At 33.1% G+C, this 25,112-nt stretch carries 18 protein-coding genes; 14 read left to right on the top strand and 4 right to left on the bottom strand.

Annotated elements, in window-relative coordinates:
• Window positions 1-16 precede the first annotated feature (16 nt).
• From IPO86_03455 to IPO86_03445, 3 genes are all read right to left on the bottom strand, one after another.
• Complete coding sequence (locus tag IPO86_03455) at window positions 17-1,204, bottom strand: pyridoxal phosphate-dependent aminotransferase family protein (GenBank protein ID MBK9727155.1); 1,188 nt, start codon at window positions 1,202-1,204, stop codon at window positions 17-19.
• Window positions 1,205-1,318: 114 nt separating this feature from the next.
• On the bottom strand, window positions 1,319-1,990 hold the full coding sequence (locus IPO86_03450) for a hypothetical protein (GenBank protein MBK9727154.1): 672 nt from the start codon (window positions 1,988-1,990) through the stop codon (window positions 1,319-1,321).
• 407 nt (window positions 1,991-2,397) lie between these two features.
• Complete coding sequence (locus tag IPO86_03445; GenBank protein ID MBK9727153.1) at window positions 2,398-4,500, bottom strand: S9 family peptidase; 2,103 nt, start codon at window positions 4,498-4,500, stop codon at window positions 2,398-2,400.
• A 284-nt stretch (window positions 4,501-4,784) separates the two neighbouring features.
• Here IPO86_03445 and IPO86_03440 point away from each other — a divergent pair, with 284 nt between their 5' ends.
• The 3 genes from IPO86_03440 (at window position 4,785) to IPO86_03430 (ending at window position 7,701) form a co-directional block, all read left to right on the top strand.
• Window positions 4,785-5,345 (top strand): RNA polymerase sigma factor, encoded by a 561-nt coding sequence (locus tag IPO86_03440; GenBank protein ID MBK9727152.1) that lies wholly within the window; start codon window positions 4,785-4,787, stop codon window positions 5,343-5,345.
• Entirely contained in the window at window positions 5,326-6,639 is a 1,314-nt protein-coding gene (locus IPO86_03435) for a hypothetical protein (GenBank protein ID MBK9727151.1), read from the top strand. The genes IPO86_03440 and IPO86_03435 overlap by 20 nt, the downstream gene beginning before the upstream one ends.
• Window positions 6,640-6,711: 72 nt before the next feature.
• Window positions 6,712-7,701, top strand: coding sequence for a hypothetical protein (locus IPO86_03430; GenBank protein MBK9727150.1), 990 nt, complete (start codon window positions 6,712-6,714; stop codon window positions 7,699-7,701).
• 300 nt (window positions 7,702-8,001) lie between these two features.
• Here the strand turns inward: IPO86_03430 and IPO86_03425 are convergent, their stop codons facing one another.
• Window positions 8,002-8,586: a PorT family protein gene (locus IPO86_03425; protein ID MBK9727149.1), complete on the bottom strand. Its 585-nt coding sequence runs from the start codon at window positions 8,584-8,586 to the stop codon at window positions 8,002-8,004.
• A gap of 549 nt (window positions 8,587-9,135) precedes the next feature.
• Here IPO86_03425 and IPO86_03420 point away from each other — a divergent pair.
• The 11 genes from IPO86_03420 (at window position 9,136) to dnaE (ending at window position 25,102) form a co-directional block, all read left to right on the top strand.
• The gene (locus IPO86_03420) at window positions 9,136-10,560 is read left to right on the top strand and encodes a T9SS type A sorting domain-containing protein (protein ID MBK9727148.1); all 1,425 of its coding nucleotides are present in this window, start codon (window positions 9,136-9,138) and stop codon (window positions 10,558-10,560) included.
• A gap of 342 nt (window positions 10,561-10,902) precedes the next feature.
• Window positions 10,903-12,255: a sigma-54-dependent Fis family transcriptional regulator gene (locus IPO86_03415; protein MBK9727147.1), complete on the top strand. Its 1,353-nt coding sequence runs from the start codon at window positions 10,903-10,905 to the stop codon at window positions 12,253-12,255.
• A gap of 167 nt (window positions 12,256-12,422) precedes the next feature.
• Window positions 12,423-12,707, top strand: a complete 285-nt coding sequence (locus tag IPO86_03410; protein ID MBK9727146.1) for a hypothetical protein — start codon at window positions 12,423-12,425, stop codon at window positions 12,705-12,707.
• 166 nt (window positions 12,708-12,873) lie between these two features.
• Complete coding sequence (gene kdpF / locus IPO86_03405) at window positions 12,874-12,951, top strand: K(+)-transporting ATPase subunit F (GenBank protein MBK9727145.1); 78 nt, start codon at window positions 12,874-12,876, stop codon at window positions 12,949-12,951.
• A 128-nt stretch (window positions 12,952-13,079) separates the two neighbouring features.
• Window positions 13,080-14,783 carry a potassium-transporting ATPase subunit KdpA gene (kdpA, locus tag IPO86_03400; protein MBK9727144.1) on the top strand — a complete coding sequence of 568 codons (1,704 nt, stop codon included), beginning with the start codon at window positions 13,080-13,082 and terminating at the stop codon, window positions 14,781-14,783.
• 9 nt (window positions 14,784-14,792) lie between these two features.
• Entirely contained in the window at window positions 14,793-16,829 is a 2,037-nt protein-coding gene (kdpB, locus tag IPO86_03395; protein MBK9727143.1) for a potassium-transporting ATPase subunit KdpB, read from the top strand.
• Window positions 16,830-16,874: 45 nt separating this feature from the next.
• A complete protein-coding gene (locus IPO86_03390) occupies window positions 16,875-17,435 on the top strand; it encodes a K(+)-transporting ATPase subunit C (GenBank protein MBK9727142.1) in 561 nt (186 codons plus the stop codon).
• Window positions 17,436-17,443: 8 nt separating this feature from the next.
• A complete protein-coding gene (locus IPO86_03385) occupies window positions 17,444-18,520 on the top strand; it encodes a porin (protein ID MBK9727141.1) in 1,077 nt (358 codons plus the stop codon).
• Window positions 18,520-19,644 carry a sensor protein KdpD gene (locus IPO86_03380; protein ID MBK9727140.1) on the top strand — a complete coding sequence of 375 codons (1,125 nt, stop codon included), beginning with the start codon at window positions 18,520-18,522 and terminating at the stop codon, window positions 19,642-19,644. Before IPO86_03385 ends, IPO86_03380 begins: the two co-directional genes overlap by 1 nt.
• Window positions 19,641-21,377: a HAMP domain-containing protein gene (locus IPO86_03375; protein MBK9727139.1), complete on the top strand. Its 1,737-nt coding sequence runs from the start codon at window positions 19,641-19,643 to the stop codon at window positions 21,375-21,377. Before IPO86_03380 ends, IPO86_03375 begins: the two co-directional genes overlap by 4 nt.
• A 173-nt stretch (window positions 21,378-21,550) precedes the next feature.
• Entirely contained in the window at window positions 21,551-25,102 is a 3,552-nt protein-coding gene (gene dnaE, locus IPO86_03370) for a DNA polymerase III subunit alpha (GenBank protein MBK9727138.1), read from the top strand.
• Window positions 25,103-25,112 lie beyond the last annotated feature (10 nt).

Below are 25,112 nucleotides of genomic sequence, written 5' to 3'. Positions count from 1 at the left end.
AAAAATTTAAATAGATTTAAATTATCTGTAATGCTTTCGCATTTTCATAAATTCTGCTCAATGCAAAATCAATTTGTGCTTTTGTATGACTGGACATTACTGAAAAACGAATTAAGGCTGAATCTGCACTCGTAGCTGGAGATACTACAGGATTAATAAAGACTCCATCATCATATAACTTCTTGGCTATACAATACGTTTTATAGTCATCTCTTATATAAATTGGAATAATTGGCGTTTCTGCATTTCCAATATCAAAACCCATTTGTTTCATTTGTTGGATTGAATAATGCGTGTTTTCCCAAAGTTTTTCAATTAATTCTGGTTCTTCTTCAATAATATCCAAAGCAGTCATTACAGCAGCTACAGAGGCTGGCTGAAGACCTGCACTGAACATCAAAGCCCGAGATGTATGCTTAATGAGGTTGATAATATCTTTATCAGCAGCTATAAAACCGCCTAAAGCAGCCAAAGACTTACTAAAAGTACCTGTAATGATATGAACCCGATCTGTCAAACCAAAATGAGATGAGGTTCCAGATCCATTTTTACCTAAAACTCCTATGGCATGGGCATCGTCTACCATGACCATCGCATTATAGTTTTCGGCTGTTTTAACGATATCAGGCAAATTTGAAATATCCCCATCCATACTGAAAATTCCCTCTGTAACTACCAATTTGAGGGATTCAGCCGGACAATTTTTTAATAATCTATCCAAAGACTGAACATTATTATGTTCGAATTTCAACTTTTTTGCATGTGATAATACAGCACTTTCAATGATGGATGCATGGCTTAATTTATCCATAAGTAAACATCCAGAACGATCCATGATAGGTGGTATAGCTCCTAAGTTTGCTTGAAACCCAGTACTAAATACTGCAACATCTTCTTTTCCAAGGTAAACCGCCAGACGTTCTTCAAGCTCCCGATGAATATCCAAATTGCCATTTAACAACCTTGACCCGGAAACACCTGTACCATACTTTTCAATGGCTTTTATTGCTGCTGCCTTTACCCGAGGATGATTGGTCAATCCTAAATAGCTATTTGAGCCAAACATTAGAATTTTACGACCATGTTCAACCATCTCTACATCTTGTGCTGAATTTAACTCTCTATAAAAAAGATAAATGTCATTCCCCTTTAAATAGTCAACCTGAGAAGACAGATTATTAATTTTCTGCTTCAAAGAGTTCATTTCAACTTTTACTTCCATAATTCATTAAAATATAAATACTAATTATATATAATTAAAATATATGTTTGTACGGGACGGAACCACCGCAATAATACAAACAATTTTATTCTTTCTCTAATCGATTGGCAGTTTTAGTTTTAGCCAAATATATAAAATAGTGCGATATGCCAAATAGGTACAAGCAAGGGCACCAATTATATCAATTGAATAATGACAATGTTGGAATAAAAGTAAGGCTGCCATAAGAATCGTTAGGCAACCAAATATTAATTTAAATTGTAATCTATTCCACAATAACAACATAAAAATAAAAACAGTAGCTGTATGACCGCTAAAAAATAAATCTTTTGTATTTGGATGTACTTCATTATAAATAAAAAGCTGCAAAAAAGGATCTTGCAAAACAATAATATCGTTTGGTGGATCTAATGGAGTTAAAAATAAACAAACATTCCGTAGATAATGAACTAATAAAAATAATTGACATCCCCGAATAAATAACCAAGGAAAACGAATTGCATAAAATAGAACTGAAATAATAGAACTATAAATAATAATAAAAATAATACTAGATAAATTTATCGCTGGTAGGAAATTCAAAATAAAATCATTCAAAACACATCCATTTCGTTTCTCAATGAAAATAAAAAAGGATTCAAGAAAAAAAACAAATGGAAGAAAAAATAAAATTGTCGCCAGGATTGTATACGTAAACTTTCTGGTGTGAAAAGCTAGTTTCCAATTTTGAAATAATTCTTGAAAATAACGAAAAACAAAATGTTTCATTAAATAAAGCCGAATATTGAAATGAAGTCCTATTATAAAATGGAGGGCAAAGATAATTAAATCCTTGAATAATAGTCAATTTTGAAAACTCTTAAATAAAGCATCCGGTATAATAAATGCAAACAAAAGCTTAATTAGCTGAAAATATTGTTAATTCATTAATATCTATCAGCCTGCATTTCTAACCACAAAAATATTTCCAGGAATTAGGAATCACAAAATATGGAATCCAGATAAGCAGAAAATTATTTGATGAAATTCAAAATTAGATTCTCAAATTAATAATCAATACCCTTTGCTTCTGCAATAAAATAAAGAAAATTTCCAATATGCTTTTAATTTATTGACTAATGAAAATAGATTCAAAGCTGAATTTTAAATTGAAATTATAAAATAAAAATAAAAATTTAATTCTCATAATCCGCCAATAATCCAAGCATAAATGAATACTCTAATGCAATTTCCCGCAATCGCTCAAAACGACCCGATGCTCCACCATGGCCAGCATCGAGATTTGTATAAAACAAAATAAGATCCTCTTTATGAGTTCTCAGTTTACGAATTTTTGCAACCCATTTTGCAGGCTCCCAATATTGAACCTGACTGTCAGAAAATCCAGTGGTTACCAATAAATTTGTATATCTCTTAGCTGTAATATTATCAATGGGCGAATAGCTTTTCATACATTCATATTCTGCTTTCATATTAGGATTGCCCCATTCTGTGTACTCCCCAGTTGTTAAAGGTATTGTAGGATCAGACATGGTGGTTACTACATCTACAAAAGGAACATGGGCTAACAATCCTTTAAATAAATCTGAACGTAAATTAAAAACTACGCCCATTAGTAATCCTCCAGCGGATCCACCCCTTCCAAACAATCGATCTGAAGTTGTGTATTTATCACGAATTAAAAATTCAGCACAATCAATAAAATCATGAAAGCTATTCATTTTTTTAAACATCTTTCCCTCCTCATACCATTTCCATCCTTTTTCTTTTCCTCCTCTAACATGCGCTATGGCAAATAGAAAACCCCGATCCAAAAGTGAAAGTAAATTACTACTAAAACTTGCATCCACCGGAATGCCATAACTTCCATATGCATATAATAAGGCTGGAGATTTTCCATCTTTTTTAAAGCCCTTTTTGTAAACCATTGAAACTGGAATTAAAACACCATCCCAAGATTTAATTTGCAAATATTCAGAACTATAATTTTCTTTATCAAAATTACCTAAAACTAGATTCTCTTTTAATAACTTCAATTCCCTTTGAGGCATCCAATAATCATAGGTGGATTTCGGCGTAGTTAAGGAAGTATAATGCAATCTTAAAATGTCTGTCTCAAATTCTTTATTTGCACCTAACCAACAATTATAACTTGCATCTCGAAATTGAATATAATGGCCGGCATTCATATCATGCCAAGGAATTACATGAAGTTGATTCAATCCATCTTTTCGCTCATAAAGTACTAAGTAATTTTTAAAAAGTTCGAGATCTTCCAACAAAACGTCTTCATTATGCGGTATGAGTTCTTGCCAATGTGAATACGCAAACGTTTCAGTTTTGGCTACCATGAGTTTAAAATTAGCTGCATTATCATTTGTGAGAATAAAAAAGTTACCATTATAATAATCTACAGTATAATAAAAATCAAGTTCTCTTTTTCTAAATAATATAGGCTTACTTAAATATTGATCCAGCAAAATAAAATGGCATTCTACATTTTCTGTATAACCAGAATGAATAAATAAATATTTTAAATCCTTAGATGCAGAAAGATGTGCATAACTTGTTTCATCAAACTCTTCATATACCAAAGCATCTTGGTTAAATTTATTTCCTAATAAATGCAACCAAATTTTATCCGTTCTCAAGGTGTGCTGATCCTTGGTGTCATAAAAAAAGCCCTTGCTATCGGGTGACCAAATAAAACTTCCAGCCACCACCGGCGATTGCTGTTCAAATATTTCATTTGTTTCAAGATTTTTAACAAACGCATAGTGCAAGTTTCTACCTGTTGTATCCATTGCAAAAACTGCCATCTTATTGTCGGGACTTATTCTTGGAGGAATCACATTACAATATTTCGTGTCTTTTGCCAATTCATTTACATCCAAAATAATTTCCTCATTCGAATCTGAAAATTTAATTTTCTTTCTACAATAGATTTCATACTCTTTACCACTTTCATGCCGGGTATAATAGGCATATCCATTAAAATTATAAGGAACGGAATTGTCATCTTGCTGAATTCGCGAAACCATTTCAGAATACAATTTTTCACGCAAGTCCTTAACCGGAGTCAGTACTTTTTCAAGATAATCATTTTCTTCTTTTAAATAGGAAATTACCTCCGGATTCTCACGCTCGTTTAACCAATAATAATGATCCATTCGAGTATCCTCATGAGCTGTTAGTTCTTTGACTATCTCTTTAGCTATGGGTTCCGTAAATTCCTGGTTGCTAAGTTTACTAATTTCTGATTCTGAAAAAAGCTTCATACTAAACTATATTAATTAAAAGGAATAAATTGCACAATCATGTGATTCAGAAGGAAAAATAAATAATCTAGAATCATGATATAGTCGACAAAGGTATAAAGAAATCAGGAATGAAAAATTTGCATAATGCTTGCAGATATTACTAAAAATATAGACCCATTCAAGATCACCTCATTGAAAACTTTTACTATTTAATAAAAAAGGGTTGACGCAAGAAGCTATATTTGAAAAATATTCCGGCTCTCAAGCAACAAAACGCATTCTTAAACAGTCAAGTCTTATGAATGGAAGATAATCAACTCGTCTTAAGCTGTCTAAATGGTGATCAGAAGGCGTGCAATGAACTATTTAAACGCTTTGCACCCGGGATGCTAAGTCTATGTCATCGCTATTTAAAAAATTCGGCCGAAGCCGAAGATGCATTGCAAGACGGCTTTATTAAAGTGTTTCAAAATTTAAAAAATTGGAATGGAACCGGACCGATTGCAGCCTGGATTCGTAAAATTATAATAAATACCTGTATCACAAAATTAAATTCTTCCTACCAATTACTTACCCAATTTTCTGGGGAGGGAATTCCTGAATTACAAATAGATCCTTCTGTTATTAGTCAGTTAAATTACGAAAATTTATTAGAATTATTAAAAGCAATGCCAATTGGCTATCGCACCGTCTTCAATCTTGTAGTTATAGAAGGTTATAGCTATAAAGAAATATCCAGTATGTTACATATTCAGGAATCAAGTTGCAGATCCCAATTACTAAAGGCAAAAAATTACCTTGCCCAAAAGATTACAAATCATTATCCAGAATTAAAATTAAAGTATGAAGCCAAATTGGACTGAATATATTAGAAAGATAGCAAATGAACATAGCACACAAGTACCTGATCAAATTTGGGACAATGTAAAACTTCATTTACCTAAAAAGGAGCCTAGAAATAGAATGTTCATCCTATTTCTCTTGTTACTTATAATGGCTGCTATTTCAATTTTTGCTTATCAAAGGAAATATACACCGATATTAAATTCCGATAAAAATATCGTATCCAATGAAAAATTAAGTTCAACTATCCCTTTAAATAATAAACCAAAATCTTTAGACCCAGAGCAAAATTTGAAACTAAAAAATGAAAACAGAATTCAAAATAACACTCTACTGCATAGCAGAAAAACCAATAAATCAATATTCCAGAATGAATCTTTAAAATCTTTGAATTCTAAAACACGCGGTAATTTTTCTAACGATCCTTTAAATACTAACACCTCAGAAGTACCATCCACTTTTATTAACCATGAACAAATTCAAACACTGCAAAGCTTTCCAATACAAAATTCAATTTCTACACTCCCGGGAATTTTAATAAATGAACATCCACATCCTAATATTGCCTTTGAGCATTTGCCAAGCCTGAAAAGTAAAACGGACTGTTACAATTTTAATAAAGATAATAAACAATTCGTATCCTTTGAAACCTACGTAGGACCTGCTTATAGTCCTTATAAATTAACTAATACGCATTCAGATCTTTCCCTTTATATCAATAAAAGAAAAGCATCAGAAAACTCCATGATATCAGTTATGGCAGGTATCAGGCTAGGATACCATAGAGCCAATTTCGCTGTAAAAACTGGACTTGAATATCATCGTATTTATGAACAATTCAATTATCGGAATCCGAATGAAACCAAAATAGTGTATGTTTATAAGGATACACATTTAGTTTCCATTGATACCATTCCAGGGGAACGGATATTAAAAATACATAATTATCACAGCTTACTAAATATTCCATTTTCAATTGCATATAAATATAAGTGGAATAAAATGACGATCTCTTTAGAACCAGGATTTGGAATTAATATCCTGGCAAAACATAAAGGAAGTATTCTGGATACTAACAATCAGCCTGCTCTATTTACAACAGGCTCATTAAGTGGTTTCGAAATCTATAAAAAGCGTATTGGAACATTTGCTTTTTTAAATTTACAAGTTGCCGCTCCTCTAAATAAAAAATTACAATGCTTTGTTGAACCCGGTTTTATTTATTATTTAAATTCCTTTACTGAATCATCGTACCCTTTAGAACAAAAATATATTTCTGCAAATTTAAAAATAGGGATTACTTTAAAATTATAATAACAGCAGGCAACAAATGACGCATTCCACAAGTCATTGAAGTGTTATTATTAACCATTAAAATTAAATCACATGAAAACAAATTCATTATTAAAAATTACAAGTGTATTCATTCTACATTTCATGCTTTTATTTCAGGCTTGCTCGGATGTTGATACGTTTACCCCTTACAACGATGAAACAACATTTCAATTTGATCGAAACCAGGCGATATCGGATTTTAAAGATTTGAAAAGTACCCATACTGTTTTTAGTTTTTATGCAGGATACGGGCACATTCACAATTTTCCAGATGATTCTCAGATTGAGTTTTACCCTAATAGTTTCACATTAAATGGAAATCCTATCGGAAACAAATTGATCACGATAGAAATTGATTTTATTTTAAACAAAAAAGAAATGGTTGAAAATTTAGTAGGAACCAATTCTGGGAATCAAATACTAGTTTCCGGTGGCATGGTCAATGTCCTTGCACATTGCAATGGGATGCCCTTAGAATTGGCACCTACGAGTGAATATAGTTTGAGAATTGCAACCAAAAATCAAATTCCAGATGAAATGGAAATGTTCTATGGTGAAGAAACGGAAAAGGGTATCAACTGGATTGAATCTGATAACGATCCGAACACACAAAATAATGTGAACCAAAGTGAATGGGTACGAGATTCAAACAGCCGCTTTACGATTGGTATGGAATGTTTTCCGAAAAAGTTAGGTTGGGTAAATTGCGATTATTTTACAAAAGATAATACGCAAGAAAAAACAAATCCCTGTCTAATTGCTACGACTCCTCCAAATGGAGACTCCATTAATCTAACTGCAGTTTGTGTATTCAAAAATTTGAATGTAATGTTAAATCCATGTTGCACAACAGATAAAGATAAGATTTGCTTTGGACCTCTGCCCATCAATGAAGCAGTATACTACATCATCATTGGGAAAGGAAAACAAAACTATTATTTAGGTTACGTAGAAAAAACAATACTTAAGGATGATGTTGTTTCCATAAATCTTGAAGTAAAAACACTTCAAGAAATCAAGGATTTTCTATCCACTTTATAAAGAACTTAAAATAAGGGATCGTTAAAGGATCAAATTTTCTGGACCTAGATTAAATTCCTTTTTAAACTTTTATCACAAAGGCAAAACAAATAATCGCTCTAAAAAAAATTACTAGGTTCGGATTATTAAATTCTAAGTTAAGTAAACTAGTGAACGCTACTAATACTATTTTTTAATAGAACAATAGTACCCAACCTAGATAAAAGAAAGTATGCAACTTCCTCGATTTTCTAATGCCTGCAATTGAAAATCGAGGAAACGCATAAATTATGATTGCAAAATAACTTTCAAGTAGAAATATTAATTTCTATGCTTGAAGAGGTAAAATACACCAATTTGAAGTCCGTTATTTTTTACTGTAACAATGTCAGTATCATTAATATTAGTTAAGCCTATGTTATAACGCACATCTACCCCAAATCCTGTAGGAGGATGCACATAACTTAAACCAGCAGCAATTGCAAATTCGATCGCTTTGAGATCATCTTTAATATCTATACTAATATTGTTTGACTCCGCTTTGGCATTTACAAGTATACCAAGTTGAGGTCCTGCTTGAATTCTAAATCCATTGTCAAACATATATTGAAATAATACTGGAATATTTATGTACCCTAGATTAATTTTGTCATCAGAATTTGCTTCACTTGATTTTGCGCCTTGAACTGAATATATAATTTCTGGTTGCAATGCAAAATGATCCTTCAAATGTACATGTCCTATCAATCCCACATGAATCCCAGCCTTAGAATCATATTCTGAATTGTCATCACTACTTACATTGTATAAGTTTAGCCCTGCTTTAATACCAAGATTAACATGTTGAGCATCGACGGTAGCTGACAACATAAAAGTGATCCACACTAGATTTAGTAAAATTTTCATAATTTTTGTTTTATTTAAATAATGTAAAATGAATAAACTCAAAATGAGATAATTCCTTTCCTAACAAGTAATAATAGTCTAAGGTTCAATTAAAGTTAAAATTCTAAATTTAATTCAAAATATGGAGTAAAATATGTAAGAAAAACAAATATTATTGTAACAAATAATAAAATAAACCATTTTCAGAAAATATTTCACAAATTATAAAGCCCAAACTGAACTGTTTTAAAATCAAACTTACAAAGTCTGTAGAGGCGTTTCAAAGTTCAAGGATCGGCATATATTAGGAGTTAATATACTCATTCATAATTTCATAAATACAGTTCATGACCTCCAGAATATAAGAATTGGTCATATTCCAAATACAAAAAAAAAAGGATGCAACGGGTACCTGAAATTATGCATAAATTGCAAAGAATTTTATCTAACTTAGCATTCCATTAAATGATACATATTGGTAAAAAAGCAATTTATTCTTATGATAAAATATTAAAAAATGGTACCAGCAATTGGAACATCATAAATACCAACATTCAAATAAAATAAAAAATGAGAATTAATATCCAAATTAGTCTTTTCCTTGTATTTATTTTCTGTCAACCGCACGTTTCTTATGCACAATTAGTAGCTGCAGGAGGAAGGCATTCTCTTGCAATTTGTTCAGATAGTACGGTTCATTCCTGGGGTTACAATGGATATGGTCAATTAGGAAATGGGCGTATTTTAGAGGAAAATAAAGGGGTTAAAGTAACTGGATTATCCGGGATCATTCAAGTCGCTGGAGGATTATTTCACTCACTCTTTGTTAAACAGGATGGCACCGTTTGGGCCTGTGGCCGAAACCCTTTAGGTCCACTTGGTGATGGTACTATTGAAAATAAAACGACGCCTGTTCAAGTAGTTGGCTTAACGAATATTATTCAAGCAGCTGGTGGGGGTGAACATTCCCTTTTTTTAAAAAATGATGGTAGCGTTTGGGCCAGTGGTTTGAATTCCTCCGGTCAATTAGGGGATGGCACCAATATCAATAAAACAATTGCCGTTAAGCTTGCCACGCTTTCAGATATTGTACAAGTTGCCGCAGGTGCTGAATTCTCCCTTTTCTTGAAAAAAGATGGCACCGTTTGGGCTTGCGGACATAATGGTTTTGGTCAATTTGGAAATGGAACCATAAGCTCAAAAAATATCCCAATACAAATTCCTGGGCTTTCTGGAATTAAACAAATATCTGCTGGTGAGTGGCATTCGCTTTTTGTAACAGAACGAGGGGAGGTGTATTCTAGTGGACGAAATAATTATGGTCAGTTGGGTGATGGAAGTACTCTTGATAAAAAATCAGCAACACTAATAAGTAGCTTAACAGAAATAATTCAAGCAGAAGCTGGCGGTATTCATTCTGTTTTTATAAAAAATGATGGATCCGTTTGGTCTTGTGGATTGAATAGCGGAGGTAATAATGATGGTCAGCTGGGTGATGGAACTAACATTGACAAAGCTACTCCTGTGCAGGTCATTTCTTCTTGGGGCGCTGACAAAATAATAAGAGCTGAAGCTACCCGAGAACATTCTTTGTATCTAACAGAAACGGGACAAATTTGGGCTAGTGGTAGAAATAATTATGGACAATTGGGAAATAGCGTTTTTTCAAATTCAAATTCGCATACTTCAGTTCATTCAAGTTCTATATGTCAAATACTCCCGCTTAATACCACTCAGAATAATAACAATCGAATAAAGTATATCCTCTATCCAAATCCTACAAAATCCCATATTAGTTTAAAGTTTGACATACCATTGCATGAAGCAAAATTATTAATCTATAATTCAATAGGCAATAAAGTAAAACAATATAATTCAATTTTTGGGTATGAAATTAAGTGTAATCTTCACAATATACCATTTGGGATTTATTATTTTCAATTGATGCAAAATAATAAAACCATTTCGAATGGAAAAATCGCAATCAGTGATTAATGAAATGGTCAAAAAAATGCATTTTATAACTTCAATCCACTTGCTCATTTAAAGTTTTAAAAAAATATTGAGCTAGCTTAATTGATTTTGAAATAAGAATAGTTATGAAGTGCATTGTTTAAAATTCATTTATTCATACTCAATTTTTTTAAAATATCCATAGCCTTAAAATAATACCCATTCCAAGGTTTCATGAATAAAACCTAATCTATAATTAGAATATTCTGAACAAATACTTTGTGCACTGGAATTGAATAGAAGGTTACTACAGATTAAATTATTTTAAATTAAAATTAGAAAGCCAATATTTGCTAAATTTGCAAAATAATATATAGAAAAAGCTTGAAAACTGTATTGATTATAGATGATGAAGTAAAATTAAGAAACTTACTTTCAAGAATTATTAGTTTAGAAGGGTTTGAAGTGATAGAGGCTGGAGACTGCAAAACGGCATTGAAAAAATTAGAACAATATGAAATTAATACTATTCTTTGTGATGTTAAGTTGCCCGATGGAAATGGTGTTGAATTATCTAAATCAATTAAATCTAAATATCCAACTTCTGAAATTATTCTTTTGACTGCAAATGGTAACATATCAGATGGTGTACAAGCAATAAAAAATGGTGCATTTGATTATATTACCAAAGGTGATGATAATAATAAAATTATCCCTTTACTTTATCGTGCATTTGAAAAAGTAGAGCTAACACAACGTGTTCAACAATTAGAAAAACAATTGGGAGCCAAACAATCTTTTGAAAGTATTCTTGGCAAATCTAAATCCATTTTAAATGCTATAGAACTCGCCAAAAAAGTGGCTCAAACAGATGCAACTGTTTTATTAACGGGTGAAACTGGCACAGGTAAAGAAATTTTTGCACAAGCAATTCATCAAGCCAGTCTTCGAAGACATCATAATTTTGTCGCTATTAACTGTTCGGCATTTAGTAAAGAATTATTAGAAAGCGAAATGTTTGGACATAAAGCAGGTGCATTCACAGGTGCTATAAAAGATCATAAAGGACTTTTTGAAGAAGCAAATAATGGGAGTATTTTTCTTGATGAAATAGGAGAAATGCCACTCATACTTCAAGCGAAGCTATTGAGAGTTCTCGAATCTGGTGAATTCATTAAGGTTGGGGAAAGTAAAACTACGAAGGTAAATATTCGAATTATTGCTGCGACCAACCGCGATCTTTTGAAAGAAATGGAAGGCGGTAATTTTAGAGAAGACTTATTTTATCGAATCTCAGCGTTTCAAATAAAATTACCCCCTTTAAGAGAGCGCATTATTGATATAGAAGTTTTAACAAATTTTTTTATCGCACGATATGCTTCCAAAACTTCCAAAAAAATTAGTAATATTTCTTCTGAATTTAGAGAAGCTCTTAAACTTCATTTCTGGCCTGGGAATATACGCGAATTAAAAAATGTTATTGAACGAAGTCTTATTCTCCTTGACAATGAACAACTCAAAATAGAGAATTTGCCACCTGAATTTCAAGAATCATTCAATCTAAATAATAAAGCTGGTAAAAAACAGCTATCTGCTTTTGAATTGGCTAGCGCTGAAAAACTTCATATCCAAAAAGTACTAAACTATACAAATGGAAACAAAACAAAAGCAGCTGAACTACTCGGGATTGCTTTAACGACTCTCTATCGCAAATTAGACGAATACAAATTGGGATAATACCATAGCAAAATGATAGTGCCAACCCTGTCAAAATGAAAGGGTTTATTCCTATTCAAATTCCCACGAATCCATTTAACTACTTGATTTTCTTTAAGTTAATAGTATTAATTTAATTGTGGATTGCAATTTGAAATAATATTGGCATACTCAATAAAAATTTCAAAATGAAAGCAAAAGCAATACCTAACATTTATAAACAAGTACAACGATTAGCGGATGTAACAAACTGGTTAATTCAGAAAGGGAATATTAAAAAAGCAAGGCGTTATCTGCAAATAACTGAAGATATTTTCAACAAAGGTACTTCCGAAGTTAAAAACGCAATATCAAATATTTATGTGTTTTCTGTTTCAAGCTTCATGGAAATTCATCATTGTATGTTTACAAATCTCTTTCCCGAATCATTGCATTCAGAATATCAAAAACAGATCCATGCATCTGGAATATGACAACAATCATATTCCTAAATGTCGACAATCCATTATAATTTATAAAACAAAAAATAAACTTATCAAAATTATTAACCATGATCACAGGAATCCTCACAGTTGTCGGAGTGTTATGCTTTGTACTATTTTATAAAACCATTAACTTCTTTGAAAAAATTTAAAAAATATGTTAGCATTATTTATTGTCGCAATCGGAGTATTCGCATACATGTGTTATGTTTTGCTAAAACCCGAAAAATTTTAAAATCAAGTGGCCAAAAATAAAACATATCATTGTATGGACACCAACCATGATTTTTATTTGTTCAGTGCACTATATCGTTTATTAGGAGGCCAAAGTATTGTTTAACCACTAAATATCAAATTCGGAAAATGAATTCAGAAATTCTCGGAGTAATCCTCATGTTTACAATAGTACTGCTGTTGGCAATACCTTTAGGTAAATACATCGGAAAAATTTTCAGCAATGAAAAAACATGGCCTGATAAAATTTTCAATCCTCTGGACAATTTGTTTTTTAAACTAAGCAACATAGACCCATTAAAAGAAATGAATTGGAAGCAACATTTGGTGACATTACTTACCATTAATTTGTTTTGGTTTTTACTCTGCATGTTTGTGCTTACCAATATGAATTGGCTTCCACTAAATCCTGATGGCAATCCTTCCATGGGTGGTGATTTAGCTTTTAATACTGCTGTGAGTTTTGTAACGAATACCAATCTGCAACACTATTCCGGTGAAAGTGGACTATCCTATTTAGGGCAATTAATTCTAATGCTTTGGCAATTTATAAGTGCCGGTACAGGTATCGCTATTTGCGCTGTAGTATTTATAGCAATGAAGGAACGCACAACAGAAACTTTAGGTAATTTTTATGCTTTCTTTGTAAGAAGTTGTACTAGAATTTTATTACCAATTTCATTTATAGTAGCTGTTATACTATTGTTTAATGGCACTCCAATGACCTTTGAAGGCAAAGACACCATCACGACTCTGCAAGGCGACACAGTACAAGTAAGCAGAGGACCTGTTGCCGGTTTTGTAGCGATCAAACAATTGGGTACAAATGGGGGTGGTTTTTACGGACCCAACTCATCACATCCATTAGAAAACCCAAATTATTTAACCAACATCATTGAAACCATTTCCATATTCCTAATTCCAATTGCTATGCTTTTTGCTATGGGTTATGTATTGAAAAGAAGAAAATTGACATGGACAATTTTTGGTGTAATGACCTTAGGGTTTATGCTATTAGTCATTCCCTCTATTAGAAATGAAATGAATGGTAACCCGGCTATTACTAATATGGGAATAAATCAACTGCATGGAAGTATGGAGGGTAAAGAATTACGTTTTGGTTCTGCAGCTTCTGCATATTGGGCAATAACAACCACCTGTACAAGCAATGGTTCTGTGAACGCAATGCATGATAGTATGACACCCCTCACAGGCATGTTTGCATTACTCGGCATGATGATAAATTGTTTTTATGGTGGTGTGGGTGTTGGCTTTTTAAATTTTTACATCTTCATTATACTGGCTGTATTTATTAGTGGTTTAATGGTTGGTAGAACTCCAGAATTTCTTGGCAAAAAGATAGAAGCAAAAGAAATGAAAATTGCCATGATGATTGCTTTACTCCATCCATTTTTAATCCTTACTGGAACTGCTATTTCAAGTTTCTTGTATGCTGGTAATCCAACTGAATATGCAGCCTGGTTAGCAAATCCTGGTTATCACGGCTTTAGTGAAATGTTATACGAATTTACTTCATCAAGCGCCAACAATGGTAGTGGTTTTGAAGGCTTAGGCGACAATACACCATTTTGGAATATTGCTTGTGGTTTGGTTATGTTGTTAGCCCGCTATATTCCAATTATTGGACCTGTAGCCATAGCTGGTATTTTAGCAAGTAAAAAATACATACCCGAAAGTAATGGAACATTAAAAACCGATACTGCAACTTTTGGTTTAATGGTGTTTGCAGTAATTGCATTAGTGGCGGGTTTAGCTTTTTTCCCAGTACTTACTCTAGGGCCTATCGCAGAATATTTCTCAATGATTAAATAATTAAATAAAATGATTAAAAATACATCCATATTTCAAAAAGACTTAGTGAATGAAGCATTAAAACAGTCTTTTGTGAAACTCAATCCTAAAATAATGTTCCGGAATCCTGTGATGTTTACAGTCGAAATTGGAACCGCTGTTATGTTTATTGTTTGTATCTGGATCCTAACTGGTGAAGCAGCTCAAGGAAGCTTACTTTACAACTTTACGGTATTCCTTGTTTTGTTACTTACTTTACTCTTTGCAAATTTTGCTGAAGCAATTGCAGAAGCAAGGGGAAAGGCCCAAGCAGACAGTTTGCGAAAAACCAGGGAAGAGACACCCGCAAAAAAAATGAGTGCTGTAGGAAAATTTCAATCAAATGAAGTTCAAATTGTTCCATCTTCTTTATTGAAAAAGGGCGACTTGTTTTTTTGTGAAACTGGAGATATAATTCCTACAGATGGAGAAATTATTGAAGGTCTTGCTACCATTGATGAAAGTGCTATCACTGGTGAAAGTGCACCAGTCATTCGAGAAGCGGGAGGTGATAAAAGTTCCGTAACAGGTGGCACAAAAGTTTTGAGTGATAAAATCACTGTCCGTGTTACAACAGAACCTGGAGAAAGTTTTTTGGACAAAATGATTGCTTTGGTTGAAGGTGCATCACGTCAAAAAACTCCAAACGAAATAGCACTCACCATTTTATTAGCAGGTTTTACATTAGTATTCATTATTGTATGCATTACTTTAAAGCCATTTGCTGATTATGCAAACACACCGATTACAATTGCAGCATTTATTTCACTTTTTGTTTGTTTAATCCCAACAACTATTGGAGGCCTTCTTTCCGCAATAGGAATTGCCGGGATGGACAGAGCATTGCGAGCCAATGTAATAACTAAAAGTGGAAAAGCAGTTGAAACCGCGGGTGACATTGATGTATTATTATTAGACAAAACTGGTACGATAACTATCGGAAACCGAAAGGCGACACATTTTTATCCAGCTAAAGGAATAGACGAAAAGCATTTTATCAAATGTACTGTTTTGAGTTCCATGAGCGATGATACACCTGAAGGAAAATCAATTATTGAATTAGCAGGTATAAATCCTCACAATTTCAATATTGAAAATCCAACTTTCATAAAATTCACTGCCGAAACAAGAAGCAGTGGTATTGATTTTGAAAACACCCGGATCCGAAAAGGCGCATCTGATGCTATAAGAACACTTTCAGAAAAAAATGGTAATAGCTTTCCGATGGATACTGCAGAACAAGTAAAAACAATTTCTAGTAATGGTGGCACTCCGCTTGTAGTTTGTGAAAATGAAAAAGTTATCGGCGTAATAGAACTACAGGATATAATCAAAACGGGAATTCATGAACGTTTTGAACGTCTTCGCAAAATGGGAATCAAAACCGTGATGGTGACAGGTGACAACCCACTCACAGCCAAATTCATCGCAGAGAAAGCAGGTGTTGATGATTATATTGCAGAAGCCAAACCTGAAGATAAAATGAATTACATCCGCAAAGAACAAAATGAAGGCCGATTAGTAGTGATGATGGGTGATGGAACCAATGATGCCCCAGCTCTGGCACAGGCAGATGTAGGCGTTGCAATGAATAGTGGAACGCAAGCAGCAAAAGAAGCTGGAAATATGGTTGATTTAGATAATGACCCGACAAAGTTGATAGAGATCGTTGAAATTGGCAAACAACTTTTAATGACTCGCGGTACACTTACTACCTTCTCCATTGCAAATGATGTGGCTAAATATTTTGCAATCGTACCAGCTTTGTTTATTGCCTCCATTCCTGCGCTTGGAGGATTAAATATTATGAAACTACACAGTCCGGAAAGTGCTATTCTATCTGCCATTATTTTTAATGCTATAATTATTCCAATATTAATTCCACTTGCCCTGAAAGGTGTTTCGTACAAACCCATCGGAGCTTCAGCATTGCTTCGAAGAAATTTATTCATTTATGGTTTGGGTGGTGTAATCATTCCTTTCATCGGAATAAAAATTATTGATTTATTGGTTGCTCTATTTGTTTAAATTTAACCATGCATCATAAAATAATCACAAACTAAAATCAAAAAAATGAAATCAAATATACTTCCAGCAATAAAATTGACGCTCCTGTTTCTAATTTTTTTCAGTGGAATTTATACAACTGTAATTTATGGTATCGCACAATTCGCTCCAAACAATGGGAAGGGTGAAATCATAAAACACAATGGAAAAACATTTTACAGTAACATTGCTCAAAATTTTTCTGACAATGCATATTTTTCTTCCCGACCTTCTGCTGTTGGCTACAATGCCGCTGGCTCAGGAGGTAGTAACAAAGGACCTTCCAACCCTGATTATCTGGCAGAAGTACAAGGAAGAATTGATAGCTTCCTTGCACATAACCCAACTATCAGCAAATCACAGATTCCGTCCGATTTAGTCACAGCAAGTGGTGCCGGACTAGATCCCAACATTTCTGTTCAAGCCGCACTTATTCAGGTGCCACGGATTGCCAAAATCAGAAATCTTGCAGAAAAAGATTTACTATTATTAATTCAACAAAAAACGGAAAAACCATTTCTAAATTTATTCGGTACAGAAAAAATAAACGTTCTTAAATTAAATATTTCATTAGACAATCTTAAATAAACAAAAAAATGAAAAATACTATTTTACCATTAATGTTCCTCATTGCAAATATTGGATTTGCACAAATAGACAGTTCAAAATCAAATTTAAGCTTTAGCGGATATGCAGAAGTTTATTATTCTTATGACTTTAATAAACCAGCTGACCACAATCGTCCTGCATTCTTTTACAGTCATAACCGCCACAATGAATTTAACCTTAATCTTGGGTATATTAAAGCTGCATATAATTCAGATAGAACCCGTGCGAATCTTGCACTTGCAGCTGGCACCTACATAAACTCCAATTATACGGCAGAACCCGGAGTACTAAAAAATATTTACGAAGCCAATGCAGGAATTAAGCTTTGCAACAAGAAAAATATATGGCTTGATGCAGGAATATTTGCTTCGCATATTGGCTTTGAAAGTGCCGTTTCAAAAGATTGTTGGAGTTTGACAAGAAGTCTACTCGCAGACAATACACCCTATTATGAAAGTGGGGCTAAAATTTCGTACACAACCGATAATAGCAAATGGTTTTTTAGTGGATTAATTCTCAATGGTTGGCAACATATTCAACGACCTGATGGGAATAATAGCCCTGCCTTCGGAACCCAAATAAGTTTCACTCCTAATTCAAAAGTCACTTTAAACTACAGTACATTTTTCGGAAATGAAAAAGCAGATACTGCAAAACAAATTCGTTATTTTCATAATTTCTATGGTATATTTCACCTCACAGACAATTTTCACGTTACCGCAGGTTTTGATTATGGGATGGAAGAGAAAACAGAGAACAAAAATGAATTCAACAATTGGATCAGTCCAGTGCTTATCGTTAAACTTAATTTAAATGAGCAATGGAGTATTTCTGCCAGAGGAGAATATTACAAAGATGAAAATGGAGTAATTATTGCCAGTGGAACCGAAAATGGTTTTCAAACTACCGCTTATTCACTTAATTTAGATTACAAATTAAGAGAGAATGCAAACTGGAGAATTGAAGGAAGAGCTCTAAATAGCAAAGATAAAATATTCAATAAAGAAGGTGAAGCAACACAATCGAATATCTTTGTGACTTCATCTCTTGCGATTTCATTTTGATGACTGAAAAAGAAACTTCTGTTCAACATTTTCTCGACTTGATTAAAAAATCAAGGCGGGGAAAATTTAAAATCTATATTGGCATGAGTGCCGGTGTTGGAAAAACATATCGGATGTTACAAGAAGCACAATCCCTTTTAAAAAATGGGATTGATGTAAAAATTGGTTACATAGAAACACACAATCGCAAAGAAACTCATGATTTACTAGAGGGACTTCCGGTTATTCCACGTAGAAAACTTTTTTACAAAGGAAAGGAATTGGAAGAGTTAGATGTACAAGCTGTAATTAATCTAAGGCCGGAAGTTGTAATTGTGGATGAATTAGCACATACAAATATTGAAGGGAGTAAAAATGAAAAACGGTGGAAGGATGTACTTGAAATTCTTTCAGCAGGTATCAATGTAATTTCAGCAATCAACATTCAGCATATTGAAAGTTTGAATGAAGAAGTTAAAAAAATAACGGGTGTTGAGGTTAAAGAAAGAGTACCCGACAATATCATTGCTCAGGCAGATGAAGTAGTGAACATTGATTTAACCGCAGATGAATTGATCTCTCGCTTAAAAGAAGGAAAAATTTATCAGGCGGAAAAAATTGAAATGGCTCTTAATAATTTCTTTAAGTCTGAACACATATTACAACTCCGGGAACTCGCATTAAAAGAGGTTGCTACCCAAGTAGAAAGAAAAGTAGAAAAAGAAATTCCAAGAAATGTTGCTTTAAGGCATGAACGATTTCTAGCTTGTATTAGCAGCAATGAAAAAACAGCAAAAGAAATTATCCGTAAAACAGCAAGACTCGCAAATTATTATAACTGTAAATGGTATCTTCTTTTTGTACAAACGCCTAAGGAAAGTCCGAATAATATACCATTAGACAAGCAAAGATATCTTATCAATAACTTTAAACTTGCTACAGAATTAGGTGGTGAAATTATTAAAAAAGAAGGGAAAAGTGTAGCTAAAGAAATAGCTGAAATTGCTGAAACACTGGAAATTACAACAATTTGTATTGGCAAACCTCATTTAAACTTATTTGCATTCATATTAGCTACAAATACTTTTAATGAACTCTTGAAAAAATTAAAGTCATTGGATGTTGATATTATCATATTGTCATGAAAATAAAAGCTAAATTAACCCTGGGCGTAGGATTGCTATTCATACTTATCATATTACTTGCAGCTCTTGGTACCTTGTCGATAACTGTTTTGAATAAGGATACCCAAAATATTTTAGTTGCAAATTATAATACCCTGGAGTATACCCGGAGCATGCTCCTTTCACTTGATGAAGATCTTAAGGACTCCATAGTGATTAAAACATTTACCAAACATCTTGCATTACAACAAAATAATATTACTGAAATTGGTGAGGAAGAATTGACTAATAAACTATCCATGGATTTTAATCGCCTGGTTAAAAATCCTCAGGATCCAGTATTATACCGTTCCATCCGCAAAGATTTGACAGATATTATGCTTCTAAATATGCAGGCTATTGAACGAAAAAGTAATGTTGCAAAGGAAACTGCAAAACTAGCTGCCTGGTGGATTCCTTTAATCGGGACTTTATGTTTTCTGATTGCATTTATATTATTAGTTAACCTACCTGGAAATATAGCAAATCCTATTCAGGAATTGACAGAAAGTATTAAACAAGTTGCTGCAAAAAACTATACAAAACGGGTTGGTTTTGAAGGGCATAATGAATTTGGTGAGCTTGCAAATGCTTTTAATGTAATGACTCAAAAATTACAGGAATATGAAAATAGTAAACTTTCGAAAATACTATTTGAAAAGAAACGAATTGAAACATTAATAAACAAAATGCATGATCCAGTAATTGGATTAGATGAAAATAAAGTAATTTTATTTGCGAATGATGAAGCAATTAAAATAATAGGATTAAAACCAGATCAAATTATTGGAAAAAATGCTAAAGACCTTGCTCTTGTAAATGACTTAATTCGATCTCTCATGAAGGAACTCATTTCAACAGAACTGCCGCAAATTAAGGTCATAGAAAAATCACTCAAAATATTTGCAGATAATAAGGAAAGCTATTTTGATAAAGAAATCATTGAAATTTCGATTATACCTACTGGAGAATTGGTATCAAAACATATTGGACATGTTATTCTGTTAAAAAATATTACACCTTTTAAAGAGTTAGACTCTGCAAAAACCCACTTTATGGCTACGGTTTCGCATGAATTTAAAACTCCTATAGCAGCTATTAAAATGAGTTTACAATTATTAGAAAATGAACAAATTGGAATATTAAATCCAGAACAGAAAAATTTATTAGAAAGTATAAAAGAGGATGCTCATCGACTATTAAAAATTACTGGAGAAATGCTAGATATGACACAGGTTGAAAGTGGCAATATTCAATTGTCAATTTTTCCTACAAGTGCTAAAGAAATCCTTCTGGATGCAATTCATGCTACAAAAATTCCTGCAGATCAAAAGCAAATTAAGTTTGAAATTAATATCCAGAATAATTTGCCAAATGTACAGGCTGATACAGAAAAAACGACTTGGGTTCTTACGAATCTTCTCTCAAATGCAATCCGATATTCATATGAAAACTCAACTATTTATGCTCGTATAAAGTATGAAGATGGAAGCATAAAATTTGCAATTAAAGATACCGGACCTGGAATTGCCCCTCATTATAAGGACAAAATATTTGATCGCTATTTTAGAGTTCCTGGTTCAAATAAAGAAGGTACGGGACTTGGCCTTGCAATTAGTAAAGAATTTATTGAAGCCCAGGGTGGCAATATCACAATAGACAGCGAATATGGAACAGGAAGTACTTTTATCGTAAGCTTAAAAAGCATCGCTTAATCATCAACACATTAATTTTAATTGCAGTTAAATAGCTTAGCTGAAATGCTGATTTATGGCTATTTGAAGAATTTGTCAAAGTGACATGGCAGAGAACTAAATTCATACATACTGCACAAGCCAATAGTACCCACAATTTTCCCTACCTTTACCTTTTAAGCACACTCAAGACCATGACTCAATTTGTACATCTGCATTGCCATACCCAATTTTCACTATTAGATGGAGCTACTGATATTGCATCTATGATGAAAAAAGCTGCTGCTGACGGTCAGAAAGCGGTTGCAATGACAGATCATGGGAATATGTTTGGTTGTTTTAGTTTTGTTAAAGAAGCCAAAGCAAATGGCCTAAAACCTATCCTGGGCTGTGAATTTTATATGGTCGCAGATCGTCATAAACATAGTTTTTTAAAAAGTGGTGGCGAAAAAGATGAACGGTTTCATCAACTTTTATTAGCAAAAAATCAAACCGGATATGAAAATCTTTCAAAACTTTGTTCCTTAGGTTTTATCGAAGGCCTTTATGGAAAATTTCCCAGAATTGACAAGGAACTATTATTAAAATATCATGAAGGCATTATCGCAACAAGTTGTTGCGTAGGCGCTGAAATACCACAAGCAATTGTAAAAGGAGACCTGGCAGGTGCTGAACAAAAATTAAAATGGTGGCTTGAACTGCTTGGTGAAGATTTTTATATCGAAATTCAACGACACAGAGGATGTGAAAATATTGATGAATCTGGCGTAAGTCAGGAACAAATCAATCAAGTTTTACTAAAATTAGCGGAGAAATATAAGGTTAAAACCATTGTAACCAATGATGTTCATTACCTGGAAGAGGAAGATTATATCTCCCATGATGTATTATTATGTATAAATACAAATTCAAATGTTGAGGAAACAGATCGGTTTCAATTTCCGAGTTCCGATTTCTATTTCAAAACAACAGCACAAATGCAAAAGCAGTTTGGAGATCTTCCTCATGCTATTGAACAAACTTTTGAAATAGCAGAACGCTGTTTTATTCCAAATTTAGAAAGAGATGTTTTGTTGCCAAATTTTCCTATACCTCCTAATTTCAAAGATCAAAATGAATATCTGGAACATTTAGTCTTTGAAGGAGCCAAAAGACGATATGGCAGTATTACTAAAATTATTGAAGATCGTCTTCGCTTTGAAATTTCTGTTATAGAAAAAATGAAATTTGCAGGCTACTTTCTGATTGTCCAGGACTTCATTAAAGCAGCTCGTGAATTAGGGGTAAGTGTTGGACCGGGAAGAGGCAGTGCGGCAGGTTCAGCGGTTGCATACTGTCTTACTATTACCGATATTGATCCGATTAAATACAATCTTCTTTTTGAACGTTTTTTAAATCCTGAAAGGATTTCATGGCCGGATATTGATATTGACTTTGATGATCGCGGACGTCAAAAAGTCATAGATTATGTGGTACAAAAATATGGTCGGAACCAGGTTGCTCAAATTGTAACTTTTGGAACTATGGCTGCAAAATCATCTATTCGTGACGTTGCTAGAGTAAAACAATTAGACCTCTCTTCATCCGATCGTCTTGCGAAGATGGTACCTACCAGGCCTGGTGTAAACCTGAAAGCTATTTTGGAAGAAAAAAATGCAATTTCAGATGAATTTACTTCCGATGAAAAGAAAAAAATCCAAGATCTGCGCAATATTCTAAAAACTCCCGGATTGGAATCTGATGTCCTGAATATGGCAATGAAACTTGAGGGTTCAGTTCGTAATACCGGCGTTCATGCTGCGGGTATCATCATTGCACCTGATGAAATTATGCGATTTATACCTGTATGTACTGCGAAAGATACAGACTTATATGTAACACAAATCGAAGGAAACGTTATCGAATATACAGGTCTATTAAAAATGGACTTTTTAGGTTTAAATACACTATCCATTATTGATGATACCATTTTCAATATTGTAAAACGACATGGTGAAGAAAAGAGAATAAAACTAGAAGATATTCCTTTAGATGATATTCAAACTTTAGAACTTTTTCAAAAAGGTCAAACGATCGGTTTGTTTCAGTTTGAAAGTGAAGGTATGCGATCCAATTTAAAAAATCTAAAGCCTTCAGACATTGAAGATATCATTGCTATGAATGCACTTTTCCGTCCTGGACCTATGGCATTTATAGACGAATTTATTTCCAGAAAAAACAAAAAATTACCCGTTGAATATCCGCATCCATGGTTGGAAGAAATTCTGAAACCTACCTATGGAATTATGGTTTATCAAGAACAAATTATGCAGGCGGCTCAGATTATGGCTGATTATTCATTAGGCGAAGCAGATGTATTGAGACGCGCAATGGGTAAAAAGAAAAAAGAAGAGATGGACAAACAAAGTAGTTTGTTTGTAGAGCGGGCTAGTAAAAAAGGAATTGATGATAAAAAAGCGCAAGAAATTTTTGATGTCATGGCAAAATTTGCAGCCTATGGATTTAATCGGTCACATGCAGCTGCTTACTCTATATTAGCTTTTCAAACTGCCTATCTTAAAGCGCATTATCCAGCAGAATTTATGGCCGCTGTATTAACTGCAAATAAAAATAATGTTGCAGACTTAAGTACCTACCTGCATGAATGCCAACAAATGAAATTAACGGTGCTCGGACCGGATATTAATGAATCTGAAATAGAGTTTACCGTGAATGAAAAAGGGCATATACGTTTTGGATTATCTGCTTTGAAAGGCGTTGGTGAAGGACCTGTAACTGATATCCTTCAGGAACGGGATCAACATAGTATGTTTCTTGATTTTGCCGATATGATAAAGCGTTTAAATTCACGAATTTTTAATAAAAAAGTAATTGAAAGTTGCGTGTATGGTGGTGCTTTTGATTGTTTCACCAATATGCATCGCGCACAATATTTCGCTGCGATAGATAAATATCCAAGTTATATTGAATGTATGCTTCGCTGGGGAAATCAATATCAAAGTTCTATAGAAAATCAACAGGCATCTTTATTTGGTGAATCTTACCAGGAAGATATTCAAATTCCTTCACCTCCAATTTGTGCACCCTGGAATACACTTGAAAAATTAGAACATGAAGTTGAAGTTGCAGGGATTTATTTGAGTTCACATCCTTTAGATGATTATCGACTTGAAATAAAACATAGCTCCACGGTAAGCATTGATAAATTAGAAATTTTTAAAGAAGAAAATCGTCAAGGTTATCGCCATCGATTATGCGGTATCATAACAGAAGTACAGCATCGAACGAATCAAAAAGGGGAAGGCTTTGGAATTTTTAAATTACAAGATTATTTTGGAAGTATTCCAATCCGATTATTTAAAGAACAATATTTACAATATAAAGGAATGTTAAATAATGGTGTTGCCGTTATGATTGATGGAACTTATGATAAATCTAACTGGAAACAAAATGATGAAGAATGGGTTTTCAAAGTATCTAACATTATTTTATTATCTTCCGCACTTTCACATGTTGTTAAAAAAAGCCTTACGGTATTTGTGCGTTTGGATACTATTTCAGATCAACTCATCGAAAAAATAGATAGTATTTTGAAAAATAATAAAGGAAATATGCAATTAAAAATTCAGGTAATTGATTTAAAACAAGAACAACAACTTGCCTTAGCATCTACAAAAAAAGTTACGATTAGCAGTGAACTATTAATTAAATTAGAAGAATTAGGATTAAATTATAAGCTGAACTAAATTTGAGAAC

It is taken from the genome of Saprospiraceae bacterium (assembly GCA_016717265.1).
Classification (GTDB): domain Bacteria; phylum Bacteroidota; class Bacteroidia; order Chitinophagales; family Saprospiraceae; genus Vicinibacter.
The sequence above is the reverse complement of the archived record's forward strand: the minus strand, read 5'-3'. Positions and strand labels throughout refer to the sequence as shown.